The sequence below is a fragment of the Anaerosolibacter carboniphilus genome (genome assembly GCF_014205875.1).
Taxonomy (GTDB): Bacteria; Bacillota; Clostridia; order Peptostreptococcales; family Thermotaleaceae; genus Anaerosolibacter; species Anaerosolibacter carboniphilus.
Genome location: NZ_JACHEN010000017.1, coordinates 93,122 through 110,645 on the forward strand (window position 1 = coordinate 93,122; position 17,524 = coordinate 110,645).

Annotated in this window: 18 protein-coding genes, 1 rRNA gene and 2 riboswitches; of the genes, 10 read left to right on the top strand and 9 right to left on the bottom strand. The window is 39.1% G+C overall.

The window, feature by feature from the left end; genetic code table 11:
* Positions 1-20 precede the first annotated feature (20 nt).
* The 3 genes from HNQ80_RS14135 to HNQ80_RS14145 form a co-directional block, all read right to left on the bottom strand.
* Positions 21-449, bottom strand: a complete 429-nt coding sequence (locus tag HNQ80_RS14135) for a Fur family transcriptional regulator (protein WP_243183273.1) — start codon at positions 447-449, stop codon at positions 21-23.
* A gap of 129 nt (positions 450-578) precedes the next feature.
* Positions 579-1,526: an anti-sigma factor family protein gene (locus tag HNQ80_RS14140; protein WP_184311319.1), complete on the bottom strand. Its 948-nt coding sequence runs from the start codon at positions 1,524-1,526 to the stop codon at positions 579-581.
* Positions 1,519-2,031 (bottom strand): RNA polymerase sigma factor, encoded by a 513-nt coding sequence (locus HNQ80_RS14145; RefSeq protein WP_184311320.1) that lies wholly within the window; start codon positions 2,029-2,031, stop codon positions 1,519-1,521. The genes HNQ80_RS14140 and HNQ80_RS14145 overlap by 8 nt, the downstream gene beginning before the upstream one ends.
* A gap of 269 nt (positions 2,032-2,300) precedes the next feature.
* Between HNQ80_RS14145 and HNQ80_RS14150 the strand changes: the two genes are divergently transcribed.
* Positions 2,301-3,101 carry a M55 family metallopeptidase gene (locus HNQ80_RS14150; RefSeq protein WP_184311321.1) on the top strand — a complete coding sequence of 267 codons (801 nt, stop codon included), beginning with the start codon at positions 2,301-2,303 and terminating at the stop codon, positions 3,099-3,101.
* A gap of 21 nt (positions 3,102-3,122) precedes the next feature.
* Here the strand turns inward: HNQ80_RS14150 and HNQ80_RS14155 are convergent, their stop codons facing one another.
* From HNQ80_RS14155 to mgtE, 3 genes are all read right to left on the bottom strand, one after another.
* Positions 3,123-4,211 (bottom strand): YibE/F family protein, encoded by a 1,089-nt coding sequence (locus tag HNQ80_RS14155; RefSeq protein ID WP_184311322.1) that lies wholly within the window; start codon positions 4,209-4,211, stop codon positions 3,123-3,125.
* Between the two features lie 135 nt (positions 4,212-4,346).
* Positions 4,347-4,502: a CDIF630_02480 family spore surface protein gene (locus tag HNQ80_RS14160; protein ID WP_184311323.1), complete on the bottom strand. Its 156-nt coding sequence runs from the start codon at positions 4,500-4,502 to the stop codon at positions 4,347-4,349.
* 129 nt (positions 4,503-4,631) lie between these two features.
* Positions 4,632-5,975 carry a magnesium transporter gene (gene mgtE, locus HNQ80_RS14165; RefSeq protein ID WP_184311324.1) on the bottom strand — a complete coding sequence of 448 codons (1,344 nt, stop codon included), beginning with the start codon at positions 5,973-5,975 and terminating at the stop codon, positions 4,632-4,634.
* A 225-nt stretch (positions 5,976-6,200) separates the two neighbouring features.
* Positions 6,201-6,361, bottom strand: a riboswitch (M-box (ykoK) riboswitch).
* A 172-nt stretch (positions 6,362-6,533) separates the two neighbouring features.
* On the opposite strand from mgtE, the gene HNQ80_RS14170 reads away from it, so the two are divergent.
* The 6 genes from HNQ80_RS14170 (at position 6,534) to HNQ80_RS14195 (ending at position 11,357) form a co-directional block, all read left to right on the top strand.
* Positions 6,534-7,166, top strand: coding sequence for a DedA family protein (locus tag HNQ80_RS14170; RefSeq protein WP_184311325.1), 633 nt, complete (start codon positions 6,534-6,536; stop codon positions 7,164-7,166).
* Positions 7,167-7,229: 63 nt separating this feature from the next.
* Complete coding sequence (gene corA, locus HNQ80_RS14175) at positions 7,230-8,189, top strand: magnesium/cobalt transporter CorA (RefSeq protein WP_184311326.1); 960 nt, start codon at positions 7,230-7,232, stop codon at positions 8,187-8,189.
* A 109-nt stretch (positions 8,190-8,298) separates the two neighbouring features.
* Positions 8,299-8,724 (top strand): CBS domain-containing protein, encoded by a 426-nt coding sequence (locus tag HNQ80_RS14180; RefSeq protein WP_184311327.1) that lies wholly within the window; start codon positions 8,299-8,301, stop codon positions 8,722-8,724.
* Positions 8,725-8,775: 51 nt separating this feature from the next.
* A complete protein-coding gene (locus tag HNQ80_RS14185) occupies positions 8,776-10,137 on the top strand; it encodes a TrkH family potassium uptake protein (RefSeq protein WP_243183262.1) in 1,362 nt (453 codons plus the stop codon).
* 16 nt (positions 10,138-10,153) lie between these two features.
* Positions 10,154-10,804, top strand: a complete 651-nt coding sequence (locus tag HNQ80_RS14190) for a potassium channel family protein (RefSeq protein ID WP_184311328.1) — start codon at positions 10,154-10,156, stop codon at positions 10,802-10,804.
* A 107-nt stretch (positions 10,805-10,911) separates the two neighbouring features.
* A riboswitch (cyclic di-GMP riboswitch) is annotated at positions 10,912-10,999 on the top strand.
* 109 nt (positions 11,000-11,108) lie between these two features.
* A complete protein-coding gene (locus HNQ80_RS14195; RefSeq protein ID WP_184311329.1) occupies positions 11,109-11,357 on the top strand; it encodes a late competence development ComFB family protein in 249 nt (82 codons plus the stop codon).
* A gap of 83 nt (positions 11,358-11,440) precedes the next feature.
* On the opposite strand, the gene HNQ80_RS14200 is transcribed toward HNQ80_RS14195, so the two are convergent.
* Complete coding sequence (locus tag HNQ80_RS14200) at positions 11,441-12,907, bottom strand: alanine/glycine:cation symporter family protein (RefSeq protein WP_184311330.1); 1,467 nt, start codon at positions 12,905-12,907, stop codon at positions 11,441-11,443.
* Positions 12,908-13,273: 366 nt separating this feature from the next.
* Positions 13,274-13,954 (bottom strand): PAQR family membrane homeostasis protein TrhA, encoded by a 681-nt coding sequence (gene trhA / locus HNQ80_RS14205; protein ID WP_184311331.1) that lies wholly within the window; start codon positions 13,952-13,954, stop codon positions 13,274-13,276.
* Between the two features lie 304 nt (positions 13,955-14,258).
* On the opposite strand from trhA, the gene HNQ80_RS14210 reads away from it, so the two are divergent.
* The gene (locus HNQ80_RS14210) at positions 14,259-14,897 is read left to right on the top strand and encodes a tetratricopeptide repeat protein (protein ID WP_207727025.1); all 639 of its coding nucleotides are present in this window, start codon (positions 14,259-14,261) and stop codon (positions 14,895-14,897) included.
* A gap of 34 nt (positions 14,898-14,931) precedes the next feature.
* Here the strand turns inward: HNQ80_RS14210 and HNQ80_RS14215 are convergent, their stop codons facing one another.
* Positions 14,932-15,717 (bottom strand): undecaprenyl phosphate translocase family protein, encoded by a 786-nt coding sequence (locus HNQ80_RS14215; RefSeq protein ID WP_243183264.1) that lies wholly within the window; start codon positions 15,715-15,717, stop codon positions 14,932-14,934.
* 236 nt (positions 15,718-15,953) lie between these two features.
* Between HNQ80_RS14215 and HNQ80_RS26290 the strand changes: the two genes are divergently transcribed.
* Both HNQ80_RS26290 and HNQ80_RS14225 read left to right on the top strand, forming a co-directional pair.
* Positions 15,954-16,742 carry a methyl-accepting chemotaxis protein gene (locus HNQ80_RS26290; RefSeq protein WP_330602884.1) on the top strand — a complete coding sequence of 263 codons (789 nt, stop codon included), beginning with the start codon at positions 15,954-15,956 and terminating at the stop codon, positions 16,740-16,742.
* Positions 16,743-17,245: 503 nt separating this feature from the next.
* Positions 17,246-17,524 (top strand): 16S ribosomal RNA (locus HNQ80_RS14225); the annotation flags it as partial.

Here is a 17,524-nt window from a genome sequence, read left to right on the forward strand (position 1 = left end):
ATTCCTGATACAGGGATTTTTTATTGATCTTCCTGGCATTTTTGACAATAGCCGTATAATTCAAATTTGTGGTCTGTGAGGGTAAAGTTTTTAGAACCAAGTTTTTTTTGTAAATCCTCTATAGGACAGAAATCAATGTTTTCTGTTTTGCCACAGCCTTTGCAAATTAGGTGATGATGGTGGGCTTCGGAACAGACAAGCTCATAGCTGAAGGTACCATCCTTGATTTGTGTCTTATGAATGATGTGGGTATTCACGAGGATTTCCAGATTCCGATAAATCGTGGAAAAATTGGTTTGAGCATATTTGTCCTTAGACTTTGAATAAATCTCCTCAGCAGAGAGGAAATGCCCTTGGTGCTCAACCAATACGTCAATAATGGCTTTTCGCTGATTGGTTAGCTTATAGCCATGTTCTTTCAATTTATCTTCAATAAATGTTCTGTTCATCACGATTTTCACTCCCAAGGATTCGGTTAATACTATTTTATTATAGTATACCCTGAGATTCAATGAAAAAGAATAACGGAGCACAAAAGACCTGAACCGCTTTAGGCGATCCAGGTTTAAAAGATACAACTATTTCGATAGGATGATCACCCGTGGAAGGTTTTCTTTCGTAAAGATGATGGCGATCACATCCCCCACTTGGAGGACATCCAAACCGATACGATCAAAATAGTCCTGATTGTTAACGATGGCATGCTTGACCAGAAGGGTGTCTTCTGCCACTGAAAAACGAGAAACTTCCCGGCTTCCAGTGTCCATGTGCTGCTCTATGTGGATCTGACCGTCTTTGATTTCTAAAATCCTACCTTCCACGAAATACTCACCCTCTAAGGGATTGGTAGGAGAAACTTCTACATTGTGGGTCTCGCCTTTGTTATCTAGCGTGGAAATATATTCAGCCTTCTTTTTTAAATAATCTTCCTTATTGTTGATGAAGACCTGAAATACTTTGAAGCCATCTCTCGTCAGTACCAAGCCAACGCGAAGAGATACATCGATAGGCCCAAATTCCTGGGCAAGAATGTTTTTATACACCTTGAAGCCCTTTGGTGTGATATGGGCAGTAGACTGCGCTACATCTTCCCATGTCTCCCAATCAAAATACTGGATAAAGGAAATCTGTTCTTTTAGGTCTAGAGCGATTTTCTCTTGGTATATCCAACGATCCCCCTGTAATGCATAGGTGACGAAATCCTTCGCCATATTGGTAGGGATGAGCTCTTCATACTTCATGATAAAATAGGTACCTAGGATGCCACCCATTAAGGAACTAAGCATTACAGCGATGACCAAGGTGTAAAACCATTTACGATAGCCTTTTAGGATAGAGCGTACAGATTTCTCTTTTTCTGTGCCCGATGCTTCTGGAGAAGGATGGTCATTCTGAAGTGCTTCATAGAGGGATGCACAGTCAGGACATTCATTTAAATGGGCTTCAACAAATTCCATGCTCTCTTCGCTGAGCAAGTTTTCTATATAAAGAGGTAGTAAATCACCGACCAATATACACTTATTCATATCTTTCACCCTCCTTTATAAAATTTACCAACTTGATTCTTAATCTGTGGAATTTCACCCTAGCTGTATTGGAATTGATTCCTAGGGTTTCTGAGATTTCTTCATAGGAATATTTGTGTTGAACCTTCATATGGAAGATCTGCTGTTCTTCTTCTGTCAACTGACAGATCATTTTTTGAATATAATCCGTACTTTCTTTTAGCAGATACTGTTGCTCTGGGGATAGAATCTTTGTATCTATAATCTCCGCAAGAAGTTCTTCAGTGGAAATCGAAGTTTGTTTGATAGCCTGCCGCAGCTTTGAAATAAACTGGTTGCGAGAGATGGTGAAAAGCCAAGTTTTTAGTTTCGAGGCGTCCTTCAGTTGATGAAGAGATTTTAGCGCCTTGAGAAAGGTGTCCTGGGTAATGTCTTGAGCCAAGTCCCTATCACGACATAAAGACAAAGAATATCTAAAGATATCATCATAGTAGCTTAGACAAAGGCGCTCTAGGTTACTGTGCACAGGTGATTCCTCCTTTCTGCTAGCCTATCTATTAGACGTGGCTTCCTTATAAATGTTACACGATTTTTAGGGTTTTAAACGATAAATTCTTGTAATATATTGGAGAATATAAATCTTCATAAATTCTGTCTATAAATATTTTTTAAAAATAAAACACACACAAGGTTTTTAAAAAAATATATAGAACTGATAATATATATGGATATGAATGTTAATTCAAGAACAATTCTACGACTAACTGCTAACCAGACTTTAAAGGGGGAGATTATATGAAGGTTTACATCAGTGCGGATATGGAAGGCGTAACGGGAATTACCCATTGGAACGAAACGGATAAGCTCAAGGGAGATTATGGATATTTCGCAGAGCAGATGACCAGAGAGGTGGCGGCGGCTTGCGAAGGGGCAAGAAAGGCTGGTGCTACAGAAATCTGGGTGAAGGATGCCCATGAAACAGGTAGAAATATAGATCCTAGCGCCCTTCCAGAAAACGTTCGACTCATCAGGGGTTGGAGTGGCCATCCATTTTCCATGGTACAGGGGGTAGATGCATCCTTTGATGCCTTATTATTTGTAGGGTACCATTCTTGGGCAGGGTCTAATCATAACCCATTGGCCCATACCATGGATGCCCATGGCATTCAGTATATTAAGATTAATGGTAGGTATGCCAGCGAATTCACGATCCATGCCTATGCTGCAGCGTCCTTGGGCGTACCTGTGGTGTTTATCAGTGGGGATAAAGGCTTGATGGAAGAGGCAAAAGTGCTGAATGGAAATATGAGAGCCTTGGCTGTGAATGAAGGTATTGGGGACTCTACGGTGAGTATCCATCCTCATGTGGCTGTGGAACAAATGAAAAAAGAGGTAGAGCTGGCATTGAAGGAAAATTTAGACTTATGTAAAATCGAAGTCCCAAAAAGCTTCCAAATAGAGATTTCTTTTGCTGAGCATAAGAAGGCATATAAAGCATCCTTTTTTCCAGGCGTTAAGCAGTTATCAGCCCATTGTGTAGGCTTTGAAACCCATGATTATTTTGAGGCATTGAGAATGATGGCCTTTGTATTATAATGAAACCCATGAAGCGGGCTACTAGCCCTCTTCATGGGTTTTATCTTCTTCTTTATCTTTTTTAATGAAGAAACTTGATACCATGGCCGTGATTGGGATGGCTATCACCAAGCCGATACTGCCAGCCAGGGAACGGATTACCTCTGTGGCGATGATATCCAGGTTGAGTATTTTTACGAAGGAGGTTTCATAGGCCATAAACAGAAGCAGTAAGGGAATAGAGCTGCCTGTGTAGGCTAAGATTAAGGTGTTGGTCATGGTGCCCATAACATCCTGCCCTACATTCATCCCCGAAGCGAAAAGTTCCTTTCGGGTTAAGCTGGGATTGACTCGATGGATTTCTTCAATGGAGGAAGCAATGGACATACCGATATCCATCACAGCACCCAAGGCACCCAAGATGATTCCTGAAAAAAGTAATCCCTTAAAATCAAAAGCAACGGACTGAGGAATATAGGTAAGCATGACGGCCTCTTCACTGCTCATCCCCGTCAGTCGAACTTTGCTACCGATGAAATATGCCAGAAGCCCTGCCGTAAGAACGCCGCCAGTTGTGCCTAGGATGGCAGCTATGCTTTTGCTGTTAACGCCTGCAACGATAAACAAGGTAATGATTGTAATAAAAACGGATGCTGCGATGGTAATTGGAACAGGATGATAGCCTTTCAGCATTAAGGGCAATAGTACCTTCAGGATTGTAAACAATGTAATCGTTAGGGTGACTACAGCCTTAAATCCCTTTTTTCTACCTATGAGAAGAATCAACGCCACAAAAAGAATAGCCAGGTAGATCGCGTAGTTTTGCCGCATGTAATCGGAAATAAAAACCTCTATGGAATTATCATGCTCTTCGATAACAACTACCACTCTATCATTTTCCTTCACGGGAAAGTCATAGATATAATTGCCGGAAAGATGGTTCACAGTTTCAACAATTTCGCCTTTATATTTGCCGCTGGTAATCCTTAATTGAACATGCTGGGACGCATCCCCAAGGTCCAAAACCTCCAGAACAACAGCCGTTTCCGTATAACTTTGGATCTCCTCGCCATATGTAGGAACGATCGATAAAATGAGAAGGAGTATCGTGAGTAGAATCAGCTTTTTCATCCTTTGCCTCCTAGAGAATATGACTTCATTGCTTATGGGTGGAAGGAATTCCACCGCTTTTTCATTATAGCACAATAAAAGAAGCAAGATGAATATAAAAACCTTCGGGCATTAAGCTCGAAGGTTTTTGATTGGCTATTTCTGATTTTCTTCTACCCACTCTTTGGCTTCAGTAACAGCAGTTTCACTGGGAATAGGAACACCTGTGTCTGATAAAACATGGTCTATATCAGCCCAGGCAGCTGTTGAATCCATGCCTAGATTTGTTCTTTCAACCTTTGGATTTGCCATAGGAACAACTCCCTTCCATCTTCTACCTATTTGCCATAAATTAATTGAATATTCTGTATTGGTATAGATACCCAGAAAGAAGGAAAGCAAACCCGATGAATGCTAAAAATATATAAATCTAATAAATCGCTATAGCAGATAAGAGATAAATAGGGTGGCCAATCCTAAGAAAAAGAAAAAGCCTAATACATCTGTAACGGTGGTGACAAACACTGCCGATGCAAGGGCAGGGTCGATTTTGAACCTTCTAAGGGTTACGGGTACAAGAAAACCTGCAGTAGTGGCGGCGATGAGATTTAAAAACATGGCCAAGCCAATTACAAGGCCGAAGATAGGCTTTCGTTCCCAAAGATATCCCAGGGTTGCTACAGCTAGGCCTATGGCGAAACCATTGCTGATGCCTACGCCAAACTCTTTGAAAAGGACTTTTTTTGCATTTTCAAAGGTCAACTCTCCCAGGGCGATTCCCCGGACAATTAAGGTTAAGGTTTGGGTACCCGCATTGCCACCCATACCGGCTACAATAGGCATAAAGGTAGCTAAGGCCACAACTTTAGAGATAGTGTCCTCAAATAGACTTACTGTGGCTGCAGCAAGAATGGCAGTGATCAGATTCACAAAGAGCCAGGGAAGCCTGCTTTTTACAGATTCTCCAATGCTCCCTGTTACCTTTTCTCCCTCTTGGAGACCTGCCAGACGATACATATCCTCTGTATGCTCATCGCTCAGTACTGCCATGATGTCATCCACGGTAACAATACCAAGCATCTCATCTCTTTCGTTCACAACGGGCATAGTAAGAAAGCTGTACTTCTCAAAGATGTGACCCACTTCCTCCTGGTCCATGTCCACAGGAATACTGATAACATTCTCATTCATAATATCACCGATTTTTACATCGAAGTTACTTACGACGATATCCCTTAAAGATACGACACCTTTTAGATCATCATGCTCGCCCAATACATAGATATAATAGGCGGTTTCTGCATCAGGTGCTTCTTTTTGCAAGTATTTTAGGGTCTCTCCCACAGACATGGTATCTTGGACACAGATAAATTCTGTGGCCATGATACCACCGGCAGTATCAGGCTTGTAGGTTAATAATTCCCTTACTTCTTCAGCTTCTTCCAGGTCAAGCTTTACAATGATGTCATCGGCTTGTTCCTTTGGAATAGAGCCCAAAAGGTCTACCAGCTCATCGGAAGACATTTCTTCTACAATATCCTTTTGTCTTTTTTCTGGGAAGATAGAAAGAATCTCATATTTTTCTTCATCCTCAGCATAGTCAATGATTGCAGCAATTACCCATTCCGGAAGCTTTTGAAGCAAGAGTTTCTTATCACCTTCATAAGCATGAATTGCATCCAGAATATCCGCTGGATGGATATCTTCGATTAGTTCATCGATTTGAGACTGGCTTGTATTAATCAAAAATTGAATTAAATCTTTTTCATAGAATTCATAAGGCATATTCTCCCTCCTCCTTTTATGCAGAGGATGAGTCCAAGGGTAGTACCATGGATTCAAGACTCTGCTGCAGTATGAAATTGTCCATATAACGACTGGCATACGGACCTGAATCCATTGATCCCACCTCCTATATACTAATAACTTATACTTCAAACAATTCCCAATAGCAAATAAATTGAAATTTAAAAATAAAAAGGCTTTTTAGCACAACACTAAAAAGCCTAACCTTCTTTTTCATGTTGAGCTTTAGCACTGCAAAGCGTTGACGAATGTCAGCTACATTAGATATAACCTTCACGATTATCTCTGTTGACCCATTGGAATCTCTCGATTTTTCTGGGCAGCAGCATATATCCTTGCAGGAGCCTCACCTAACAAATAGTATTTACTTTCTATGAATAGGATATGTGAAAAGGGGTGTAAATGTCAAGTGGTTTGTATCAGAACCTTATGCAAATAATATGTATATACTAAAGAAGGATATAAGATAAATCCTATATAAACAGAGTATGGATTCTGTTATAATTATACTAATGTGTCGATAAAAGGAGGGATGCTATGGTTATCGGTGTTGCAGCTTCGTTGGTTGGGAGACTTGCTGATATTATGCAAAAATCGGGTTTATATGGCTATTTGGCCATGGGTATAGGTATGTTTTTGGAAGGGAGCTCATTACCTTTCCCTGGCACCCTTGTATTGGTACTAAGTGGATTTTTTGTCAAACATTATCGGCTCAATCCTCTTATCATGCTTCTCTTAGGCAGTGGTGCTTATACATTGGCTGCCTTTATTCCATACTATATAGGTAAACACATGAATGATTTTGCCCATAGAAGGTTTGAAAAAACAATGGATAAACATAGAGATAAAATCCTTATGGTGGAGGAGATGTTTCATAAATATGGTGAAATCGCCGTATGTCTATCGAGGCCCACATTTTTGAGCAATTACTTCTCTTATATTGCAGGTATGCATAGCATGAGACGAAGTAAGTTTGCCTTGTATACCTTTTTGGGGATGACTCCATGGGTGATGTTGATGGGTTACTTGGGCTATCAATTAGGGCACAATCTAGATGATATTCAAAGAATTGTTGATTCAACAGGATCTCTGCTAGGACTGGTGGTAGGAGTTCCTCTAATTGGTGTGATGATCATTCAATATATGATGAAAAGGAATAAAAAAAGATGAAAAGCGAGTCGTTTTAAATAGACTCTTCCAAATATAGATTAGTGGACAGGTGGTGCGTAAGGGTTGATTCGTACGTTGGCGGTAACAGAGGACTCGAAAATAATCATGAATCTCTCCATAGAAAAACTCAATGAGATGAGGCTTAAATGGTTTTGGGTAGATTTTGAGAATCCTAATGAAGAGGAGATCTCACTGCTAGAGCATGGTTTTCAATTTCATCCTTTGGCCATAGAAGATTGTCTTTACATGCTGCAGCGTCCTAAGCTTGACTACTACGAAGGCTATATCTTTTTTGTGGTAAATGCCCTAAATAAAGAGACGCTGGAAGCAGAAGAAATTGACTTTTTTGTGGGGAAGAACTATGTGGTATCGGTGCATTTGCAGCATTCCTCTGAAATGAATGGGGCATGGAATAAGGTGGCAGAAGAGAAAAAGATAGAGAATCAGGATCCTATATTTATTGCCCATCTTATTTTGGATAAAATCACCGACGAATATTTCCCCGCTGTATTTCAAATAGAGAATAAAATTGATCAACTTGAAGACAATGAGGAAGGGTATTCGATCAGGGTATTGATAGACAAGGTCTTTGATATTCGAAAGGATTTAATAAAGATAAGACGATTGATTAATTCGATGCGGGATTTATTGTATCGTATTCTTAATTCAAGTCACTTAAAGGACTTTCATGAACAAAAGTTATATTTTGATGACATTTATGATCATCTATTAAAGCTTTCGGAGATGGTGGAATCCAATCTAGAAATTACATCAGATATGCGGGATAGTTATTTGGCTATGAATTCTAATCGCATGAATTCGATTATGATGCTCCTTACAGTGATAACAACTATTTTCATTCCATTAACTTTTATTGCAGGAATTTATGGGATGAACTTTAGGTATATGCCAGAGCTGGAGTGGAGATATGGATATTTTGCTGTTTTAGGACTAATGGGCATGATCGGAGGTATCATGTTTATTTGGTTCAAAAGAAAAGGATGGTTTGATATTTACAAGTAAAAATAAGGAAAATAAGCAAGGAAGAACAAAATTCCCCTTTGACGGGGGAACCAAATCAATTTATAATGAAAGCTGAAAATAGAGGGAAAGAGGAAAGAAAGGAGAAACTATGAATATTGCATTTTTTCTTACCCCAAAAAGCGAAGTGATCTATGAACTGCCTGGATCAACCATGAGACAGGCACTGGAAAGAATGGAGTACCACAGATATACAGCAGTTCCTTTGATTGATGAGGAAGGTAGGTATGTAGGTACCTTGACAGAGGGAGACCTGCTCTGGATGCTAAAAGGGATGTCAGATTTTAGCTTAAAAGAGGCCAATAAGATTCGCATTAAGGATATTCCAAAGCGAATGGTGAACAAACCTGTATCTATTAATGCTGATATAGAAGATTTACTTACTCTGGCTGCAAATCAGAATTTTGTTCCTGTGATTGATGATCAGGGTGTTTTTATTGGTATTATTAAAAGAAGTGATATTATTCAATACTGTCACCGATTAATAGTAGATAAATCCTCTAAAAATGAAACATAAGATAAAAATATTTGGTGATAATGAATACAGTAAGGCTTTGTATGTTAGGAGATGATTGAGATAGATACCATGCGATGGAATGATATAAAATTAAATCCTGCCCAAATCCTTGTTCTCGGTTTTGCAGCTGTGATTCTTATTGGGGCTATATTGCTAAATCTACCTATTGCCACAAAAAGTGGAGAGAGCATAGGCTTCATCAATGCCATTTTTACGGCCACTTCTGCTGTGTGTGTAACGGGTCTGGTGGTTGTTGATACAGGTACCTATTGGACGGTCTTTGGACAAGTGATTATTTTATTGTTGATACAGATTGGTGGTCTGGGGTTTATGACCATGGCAACCTTTATGGCATTGATCTTTGGGCGAAGAATCTCTTTACGGGAAAGATTGGTCATGCAGGAAGCGCTCAACCAATTCAACATAGAAGGCATTGTACGATTGACACAATACATATTAATTACCACCTTCACGATTGAGGGTGTTGGTGCAGTTCTGTTATCCCTAAAGTTTATACCTATCTATGGACTATGGAAGGGAATTGGCTATAGCATATTTCATGCGATTTCTGCATTCTGTAATGCCGGGTTTGATTTAATTGGCGAATTTAGGAGTCTAACCCCTTTTGTGAATGATGCCTTAATCAATCTTGTCATCTGTTTTCTTATTGTTGCAGGTGGCCTAGGCTATACAGTAATTCTAGAGATTCTTCAGAAAAGAAACTTTAAGAAATTTTCACTACATGCCAAGGTGGTTTTGGTGGCTACGGCAAGTTTACTTTTCATTGGTTTTATCGTAATTTTAGCGTTGGAATATGGTAATCCAAATACAATGGCTCCCTTGCCATTAAAAGGGAAATTGTTATCCGCTTTGTTCCATTCTGTTACACCAAGAACTGCGGGTTTCAATACATTACCTACAGATCAGCTTACCATGGCGGCTATTTTCTTTACGATCGTATTGATGTTTATCGGTGGCTCACCTGCAGGAACAGCTGGAGGGGTAAAAACCACTACTGCTGGTGTATTGATTTGGACAATCATTTCTGAGATTAGAGGAAAAGAAGATACAGAGATTTTTCATAAGAGACTTCCCAGAGAGATCATGAGTCGCTCTCTAGCCATTATAGGAATTGCCATGGCTTTGGTAGTTATGGTAACCATGATTCTAACAATTACAGAGAAGGGCCATAGCTTTTTGGAGATTTTCTTTGAGACAACTTCAGCTTTTGGTACAGTAGGTCTATCTTTAGGTATTACACCAAAGCTGACGGTTTTAGGAAAGGTGATTATTTCCTTAACCATGTTTGCAGGAAGACTTGGACCGTTGACCGTGGCATTGGCGTTAGCTAGACAACAACGAAAGAATAAGGGTGTGTACAAATATCCAGAGGAAAAGGTAATCGTAGGATAGAAAGGGGAAATAAAACATGAAGCAATTTGTCGTCATCGGATGTGGAAGATTTGGATCCAGTGTTGCAAGAACACTATATAGCCTGGGTTATGATGTGTTGGCTATTGATGAAAATGAAGATGTGATACAGACTATTGCGGATTCAGTTACCCATGCAGTGCAGGTGGATGCCACCGATGAGACCTCACTGAAATCCTTGGGGATCAGAAATTTCGATGTGGCAGTTGTGACCATTGGTTCAGATATCCAGTCATCCATTTTAATTACCCTGATTGCTAAGGAATTGGGAATTAAGTATGTGGTGGCAAAGGCTCAAAATGAACTCCATGCCAAAGTGCTATACAAAATTGGCGCTGATCGCGTTGTATTCCCCGAGCGGGACATGGGGGTAAGGGTAGCTCATAACTTGGTATCTTCGAATATTCTAGATTACATAGAGGTAGCACCCGACTATAGTATTGTAGAAATATCTGCTTTGAAGGAATGGGAAGGGAAGAATCTGAAGGATTTAAATATGCGGGCCAAATACGGTATCAATGTAATGGCCATTAAGCATGGCAGTGAGATTAATATTTCTCCCAATGCATTGGATATGATCGGTAAGGATGATGTGTTGGTCGTAGTAGGCCATAATGATGACATTCAGAAAATCGAGCAGCGAATATAATTGTTATTATTTTATTAACTGGCAGGAAATCCATAGAGACATATGGAATACAAGTAAGATGATGATGAAATCACACTGAAATACGCAACAAATGTATATGAACGATATGCCGATAATTGCAAACTTATCGAAAGGTAAGGACGCAAAGCCATGGGTCTAAGGGAAGCTCATTCTGATGATTGCCAGGTTGCCGAAGTAAAAGTTAGTGACGAAAGGACAAAGTTCTTTTATCCGATGGAGGGCACCTGTGAAGGTGTCTTTTTTACATAGAAAATATGTTTTTTGTAGGGGAAGGGGTGGTAATATGACGATACAAAACTATACGGAGGTACTGGTAGCAGAAGTGATGATGGAGTATATGAAACACTATGGTTTGGATGGAGATGAAAATCGTAAGGCAGATGTATTGGCCACAGTTTTAAATAAATTGCCCCAAAGATATTTTCTTTCTACGAGCAGTGAAGGTGAAAAGAAAGCTTTTCTATTGGACAAACAGCTTCGTATGAAGGCCCTTATAGAGATTGCATCAGCTGTAGCTGATATTGGAAAGTAAAGGATTTGTGATTCGCTTACGTTGATAAATTTCAATAAAAAACCCCTCTAATCTCACATTAGAAGGGCTTTTTTAAGCTGATATTATCCTACTCTCTTACCACTTTTTGAAGCTGCTAATATTCTTTCCCAAACTTCAGCACCCTTGATGCCATACTTCTTAGGATCATAGATTGGGTCTAAGCCTTGCTTTTGTTGATCTTCGTAATCTTTTAGTGCCTGTAAAGCAGGTTTTTGTAAGATGACGATGGCGATTACGTTTAACCAAGCCATTAAACCAACACCGATATCACCAAGACCCCATGCAAGGGAAGCTGTCTTCACTGCACCGTAGAAAGTGGAGCCTAATAGTAATATTCTTGCGCCCATGATGGCTGTTTTTCTTAAGGAAGCATTGTTTTTAAACAGGTATGCAATGTTTGCTTCTGCATAGTAGTAGTATGCCATCAATGTTGTAAAGGCAAAGAAGAATAATGCGATGGAAACGAATTTACTACCTAAACCAGGAATCAATGTATCCACGGCCATTTGTGTATAAGCAGGACCATAATCTACGCCTGGGATCTTTTCTACAAGGAATCCACCTGCAGGATTGTTAACGTTGTACATACCAGTAATTAGGATCATGAAAGCTGTAGCAGAGCATACAAACAATGTATCTACGTATACAGAGAATGCTTGCACCAAACCTTGCTTTGTTGGGTGAGATACCTCTGCAGCCGCCGCAGCAATCGGACCAGTACCTTGGCCAGCTTCATTGGAGTAGATACCACGCTTAACCCCCCAGGAGATTGCCATACCTAAGATACCTGCAAATGCTGGCTCTACAGCGAAGGCACTCTTGAAGATCAACGCGATAACTGCTGGTAATTGACCGATATTCATAACAATAATGATAAGGGCTACGATGATATAAGCGATTGCCATGAAAGGTACAACTAACTCAGCAACCTTACCGATACGCTTAACACCACCAAAAATGATTAATCCTAATAGCGCGATAATTATGAAACCAGTTACTGTTGGGCTAACGCCAAATGCATTTTTAACCCCAGCAGCGATACTGTTAGACTGAACGCCAGGTAAGAAAAGACCAGTTCCAAGTACTGTAGAAATAGCGAACAATACTGCATACCATTTCATACCTAGGCCTTTTTCAATATAGAATGCAGGACCTCCACGATACTCGCCATCTTGCTCTTCTTTGTAAATCTGAGCAAGTACAGACTCAACGAAAGCTGAACCTGCGCCTAGGAAAGCGATTGTCCACATCCAGAAAACGGCACCAGGGCCACCCATTGCGATAGCTGTAGCTACCCCAGCGATGTTACCAGTACCAACACGACCAGATACTGCCATGGCAAAAGCTTGGAAAGACGATACGCCTGTGTCAGAAGCTTGGCTACCAAACAAAAGTCTCCACATGTCTTTTAGATGGCGAACTTGCAAAAAACGAGTGATTACAGAGAAATACAAACCAACTGCTAAACATAAATAAATAAGTGCTTTGCTCCAGAGTATCCCGTTTACTGCATCAACAAATTGTGCCATAAAAAACCCCACCTCCATAAATTTTTTTAAAATGTTAAAAAAAATTAATAAATGTAATAAAATAATACTATATTTTGAAGACGAATACAACATCAAATTTGCTATTTTCTAAAATTAGATTTTTTAGAAAATATTCAGAAAATTAGTTTTATAATATGTATAAGGCGCCTCTGAACCTTTGAAATACATGAAACTTGTGAAATGATACATTTTCTTTTAAGGAAAAAAAAGGATGCATATAAAAACCAGCTCATGTACAAATGCACTTTAATAGTATTGCCATATTTCATTTTTTGATACTTGTTCTCTAAGATATTACGAGAATTTAAAAAATGCTCTATCTCCCAATAGAGATAGAGCAGAGTGTTATCTTAGATAAATAAAGATGCCTAGAAAATGGGCGACGCTACCCGAGAGCACGAAAAGGTGCCAGATAGCATGGTTATAAGGGATCTTCTTGATCGCATAAAAAACAGTGCCTAGCGTATAAATGATTCCCCCTGCCAGCAGCCACATGAGAAATCCTATGGGTACCATTTTTAGCATAGGATTGATTGCAATAACCACTAGCCAGCCCATGGCAATATATAGGGCTAATGAAACGATCTTATATTTTTCAAACTTATTATAAGTAAAGACTTTGAACAATATACCAGAAACTGCGATAATCCACACTGCTGACAATATACCGATGCGCCAGTAACCTCTCATGGCCAGCAGGGTAATCGGGGTATAGGTTCCAGCGATAAACAGGTATATGGAAGAGTGGTCAAACACTCTCAGAATTCGCTTTATCCTTTCATTTTGAAAGCTATGGTAAAGGGTTGACGATAGGTACAGGCAAATAGAACAAAAACCATAGATGCTGAATCCGACGATAGATAGGACGCTTCCCTTCCAGATTGCATAAACCAGCAAAATGGTTAAGGTCACAATACTAAACAATACACCTATACCGTGGGTGATGCTGTTGGCAATCTCTTCACCTAGCGTATATCTCTTGCTGAGTTTTGGGACTGATTCAAGGGGAGTGGGTAAATGGCTCATAAAATACCTCCAAGATAATAGTTTTGTATAGTACCCTTTTTATATTATAGAAATTAGATTTCTTTTCTATTCATAAGAAATAACTATTATATTAAGCATATCAAATATTTCAACCCTTTTCCATATAAGAATATATATTAATGAAAGAAATGGATAATTTGTTTTAGAATTGTTGTGCTTGATGCTTACATCCATTTATACTATCGATCACTAGGTATTTTTTGTATAATAGAGGTGAGCAGAATTATAGCAGGAAAGGATGAATATGATGCGCAGCTTCTATTTATATTTTTTACTCTCCTATATGACAGGAAACCCATTGATTGCACTAGTTCTTGTATTTTTTGCCTATGGGCTTATGGACAAGCTTTACTTTGGGTTTTTGCCAGACTTCACAAAGGGGATTCGGGCAAATCAGCAAATCAAGAGTAATTTAAAAGAACTAACCTTGAACCCACAAAATGCTCATGCTGCCCTTACCCTAGGTATGCTATATTTTGAAAAGAAAAAATATAGAGAAGCCCTAAACTATTTTCAACATCCCAAATTGGAAAAGGATGCTTCAGCAAGCTACCACTATTATCTAGGCATGACAATGATGGAGCTTAAGGAAATAGGTTTAGGTAAAGTTTCCATCGAAAAAGCGTTAGAAATGGATCCTCGAGTAGGTTATGGACTCCCTTATATTTATTTGCTGAAAAATGAAATGAACCAGAGTATACCTGACATGAATAAGATAGAAGACCTGGAAGAGAAAATTGAAAGGTTTGGAAACACAGAAAATCTATATAGAATGGGTAGGGCGTATAGGAGTTTAGACAATAAAGAAAAGGCTAAGGAATTCTTCACCAAAGCCATAGAAACATATTCTTATTGCCCAAGAGGTCTTAAAAGACTCCATAGAAAATGGGCCATCCTATCCAGAATATATAAAGGGGTATAGGCCAAATCGGAAAGCTAGTACAAACAAAATGATGTTAATCAGCTACCAACGTTGATTTGCTTAATTTCCATACTACTACAAATGCCAGAGAAAATGCGATGATAATGGCAGTATTAATATCATACGGGCGTAGGGTTCTAGCGGATCCGATGATGAGCCCTGCAAACAAATAGGACAGCAGATCCCTATGCTTTTCATAGATTTTTTCCAGCATATTCGCTAGCAATAATATGCCAGCTATACTTCCAGTTCCAAAGAAAAATAAATTTGAAATATGAAGTTCCTTGATGGAAAGAAGCATAGTGTCATATATATTTAGGATAAATAGAACTGAGCTTCCTGGTATACCAGGTATAATCATGGCGGCACTTGAAAATGCACCAGCAACAAAGAGCAACCAAGCATTTGCCTCGATACTCCTGGGAAACATGCTAATGGACTCACCTGCGGTAAAATACCCGAAGATTACCCCGAAAAAAAGTGTTAGCAAATGTTTGATATGGGGCTTTTGCTTCACATTAATGACTGCCCTGATGGAAGCCAGTAAGGCCCCAAGAAGAAAGGCGGCAGTAATATCTCGATAGGTCAGAAAAAATACTGTAAAAATATTTCCGCCTACATATATTCCACCTGCAATGCCTAAAATCAAAGGAATATATGGCTTAATATTAAATCGTACGATATCTTTGATCATACTTTCATACATACCTAGAATAACAAAAACGGTTCCACCACTCATACCGGGCAATACGATAATGAGTCCCAATACAAAACCCTTTAATATAGAAAGCAAGTTATTCACCACCAATTTTCGTTTCAACACGGAAGACCCTTAGAAGTATCTTTTGAATTAAGCTAGGACAAAGTATTTCAAATGTATTATACCATATCTATTGTGCCCTTAATCTAGGTCTTTATAAAAAGTTAATTGTTTATTAGAAAATTTGCAAGATACGCTGATTAAACAAATAATATTGTAAAATTTCAGATGATCATATAGAATGTGTTTACATAATAATTTAACATAGAACATAAGGAGGAGAAGCTTTGAATATTGTGATCGTAGGAGCTGGAAAAGGTGGCGTTAGTTTGATAGAATCCATAGCAAAGCTTGAGGACACGGCTATTGTACTCGTTGTAGATGCAAACCTTGAAGCACCAGGAATAACGCTGGCAAAAGGATTAGGTATTCAATATGCCCAATCGCTGGAAGACATTGATAAATTTTCTGTAGATACAATTATTGAAGCCACAGGCAAAGAAAGCGTGGCCCAAGCACTAAATGTGAGATTTGGAAGCAGATGCAATATTATTGACTCCCACGGTGCTCGATTGATCATGTCACTGGTGGAAAGGGACATTAAAACGTTACATCGGTTAAATGATCAGCTAGTTACGATAAACAGTACAACAGGTATTGTCCAAGAGCAGCTCTTAGAGATTTCATCTTCCATAGAAACGATCCATGATATCAGTATGAAGTTGAATGATTCAAGTCAAGCTTCTACTCAATACATACAAGAGAGCGATAAGATTGTCAAATATGTAAATGGTATTGCGAAACAGACAAAGATATTAGGTATTAATGCAACCATAGAAGCAGCTAGAGCAGGGGAATATGGAAGGGGCTTCGCCGTCGTGGCAGAGGAAGTACAGAAGCTTGCCAACAGTAGTGAAGGATTTGCTAACGAGATTAATAATATATTGAAGCATTTGGCTGAAGAAATTCAAAAAGTATTTAATGAAGTAAAAAGATTAGAGCACTTATCCCAGACTCAAGTGCAAGCATCGGACCAAGTGAATCAAGCCGTAGCTAATCTGATCGATGATGCAAATTTTAAATAATATATAGATAATTGAATAATAGGGATTTTAGCAACTCCTTTGAAAATAAGGGGTTGTTTTTATTGTAAAGAGATTTGGTAAGAGAAATGGAATAAAGTGGCCATTGCTGTTGTTCTAAAATTATGCTATATTATTCTTCCGGCCCTTTTTAAGGGGTGAGGGTCAAATGGTAGGAAAAATTACCAGTTGATTTGGGGAAAGAAACGTGGTAAGATAGATTTTGTCGTCGCGAGAAACAAGCTATAAAAATTACCATAAAAAAACTTGTTGACACAAAACGACAAACATGATAATCTATATAAGTCGCCAAAACGAGCGACACAAACTTTGGTCTTTGAAAACTACACAGTGTAAGAATTAAGCCAGCATGAATTTTTAGTTGTCAGTTGAAAGTTGACAGTTGAAAGTTACTAGGGAAAGGATTTAAGGTCGAAAGACCTAAGAGATAGCCCCTAAAACTTACAACTTACAACTTGGAACTTACAACTCAAACCAGAAGATTTTATATAGAGAGTTTGATCCTGGCTCAGGATGAACGCTGGCGGCGTGCCTAACACATGCAAGTCGAGCGGAGCTGATGATTAGCTTGCTATGATTCAGCTTAGCGGCGGACGGGTGAGTAACGCGTGGGTAACCTGCCCTATACAGGGGGATAACACACCGAAAGGTGTGCTAATACCCCATAACACTGGAGTATCGCATGGTATTTCAGTCAAAGATTTATCGGTATAGGATGGACCCGCGTCTGATTAGCTAGTTGGTGAGGTAACGGCTCACCAAGG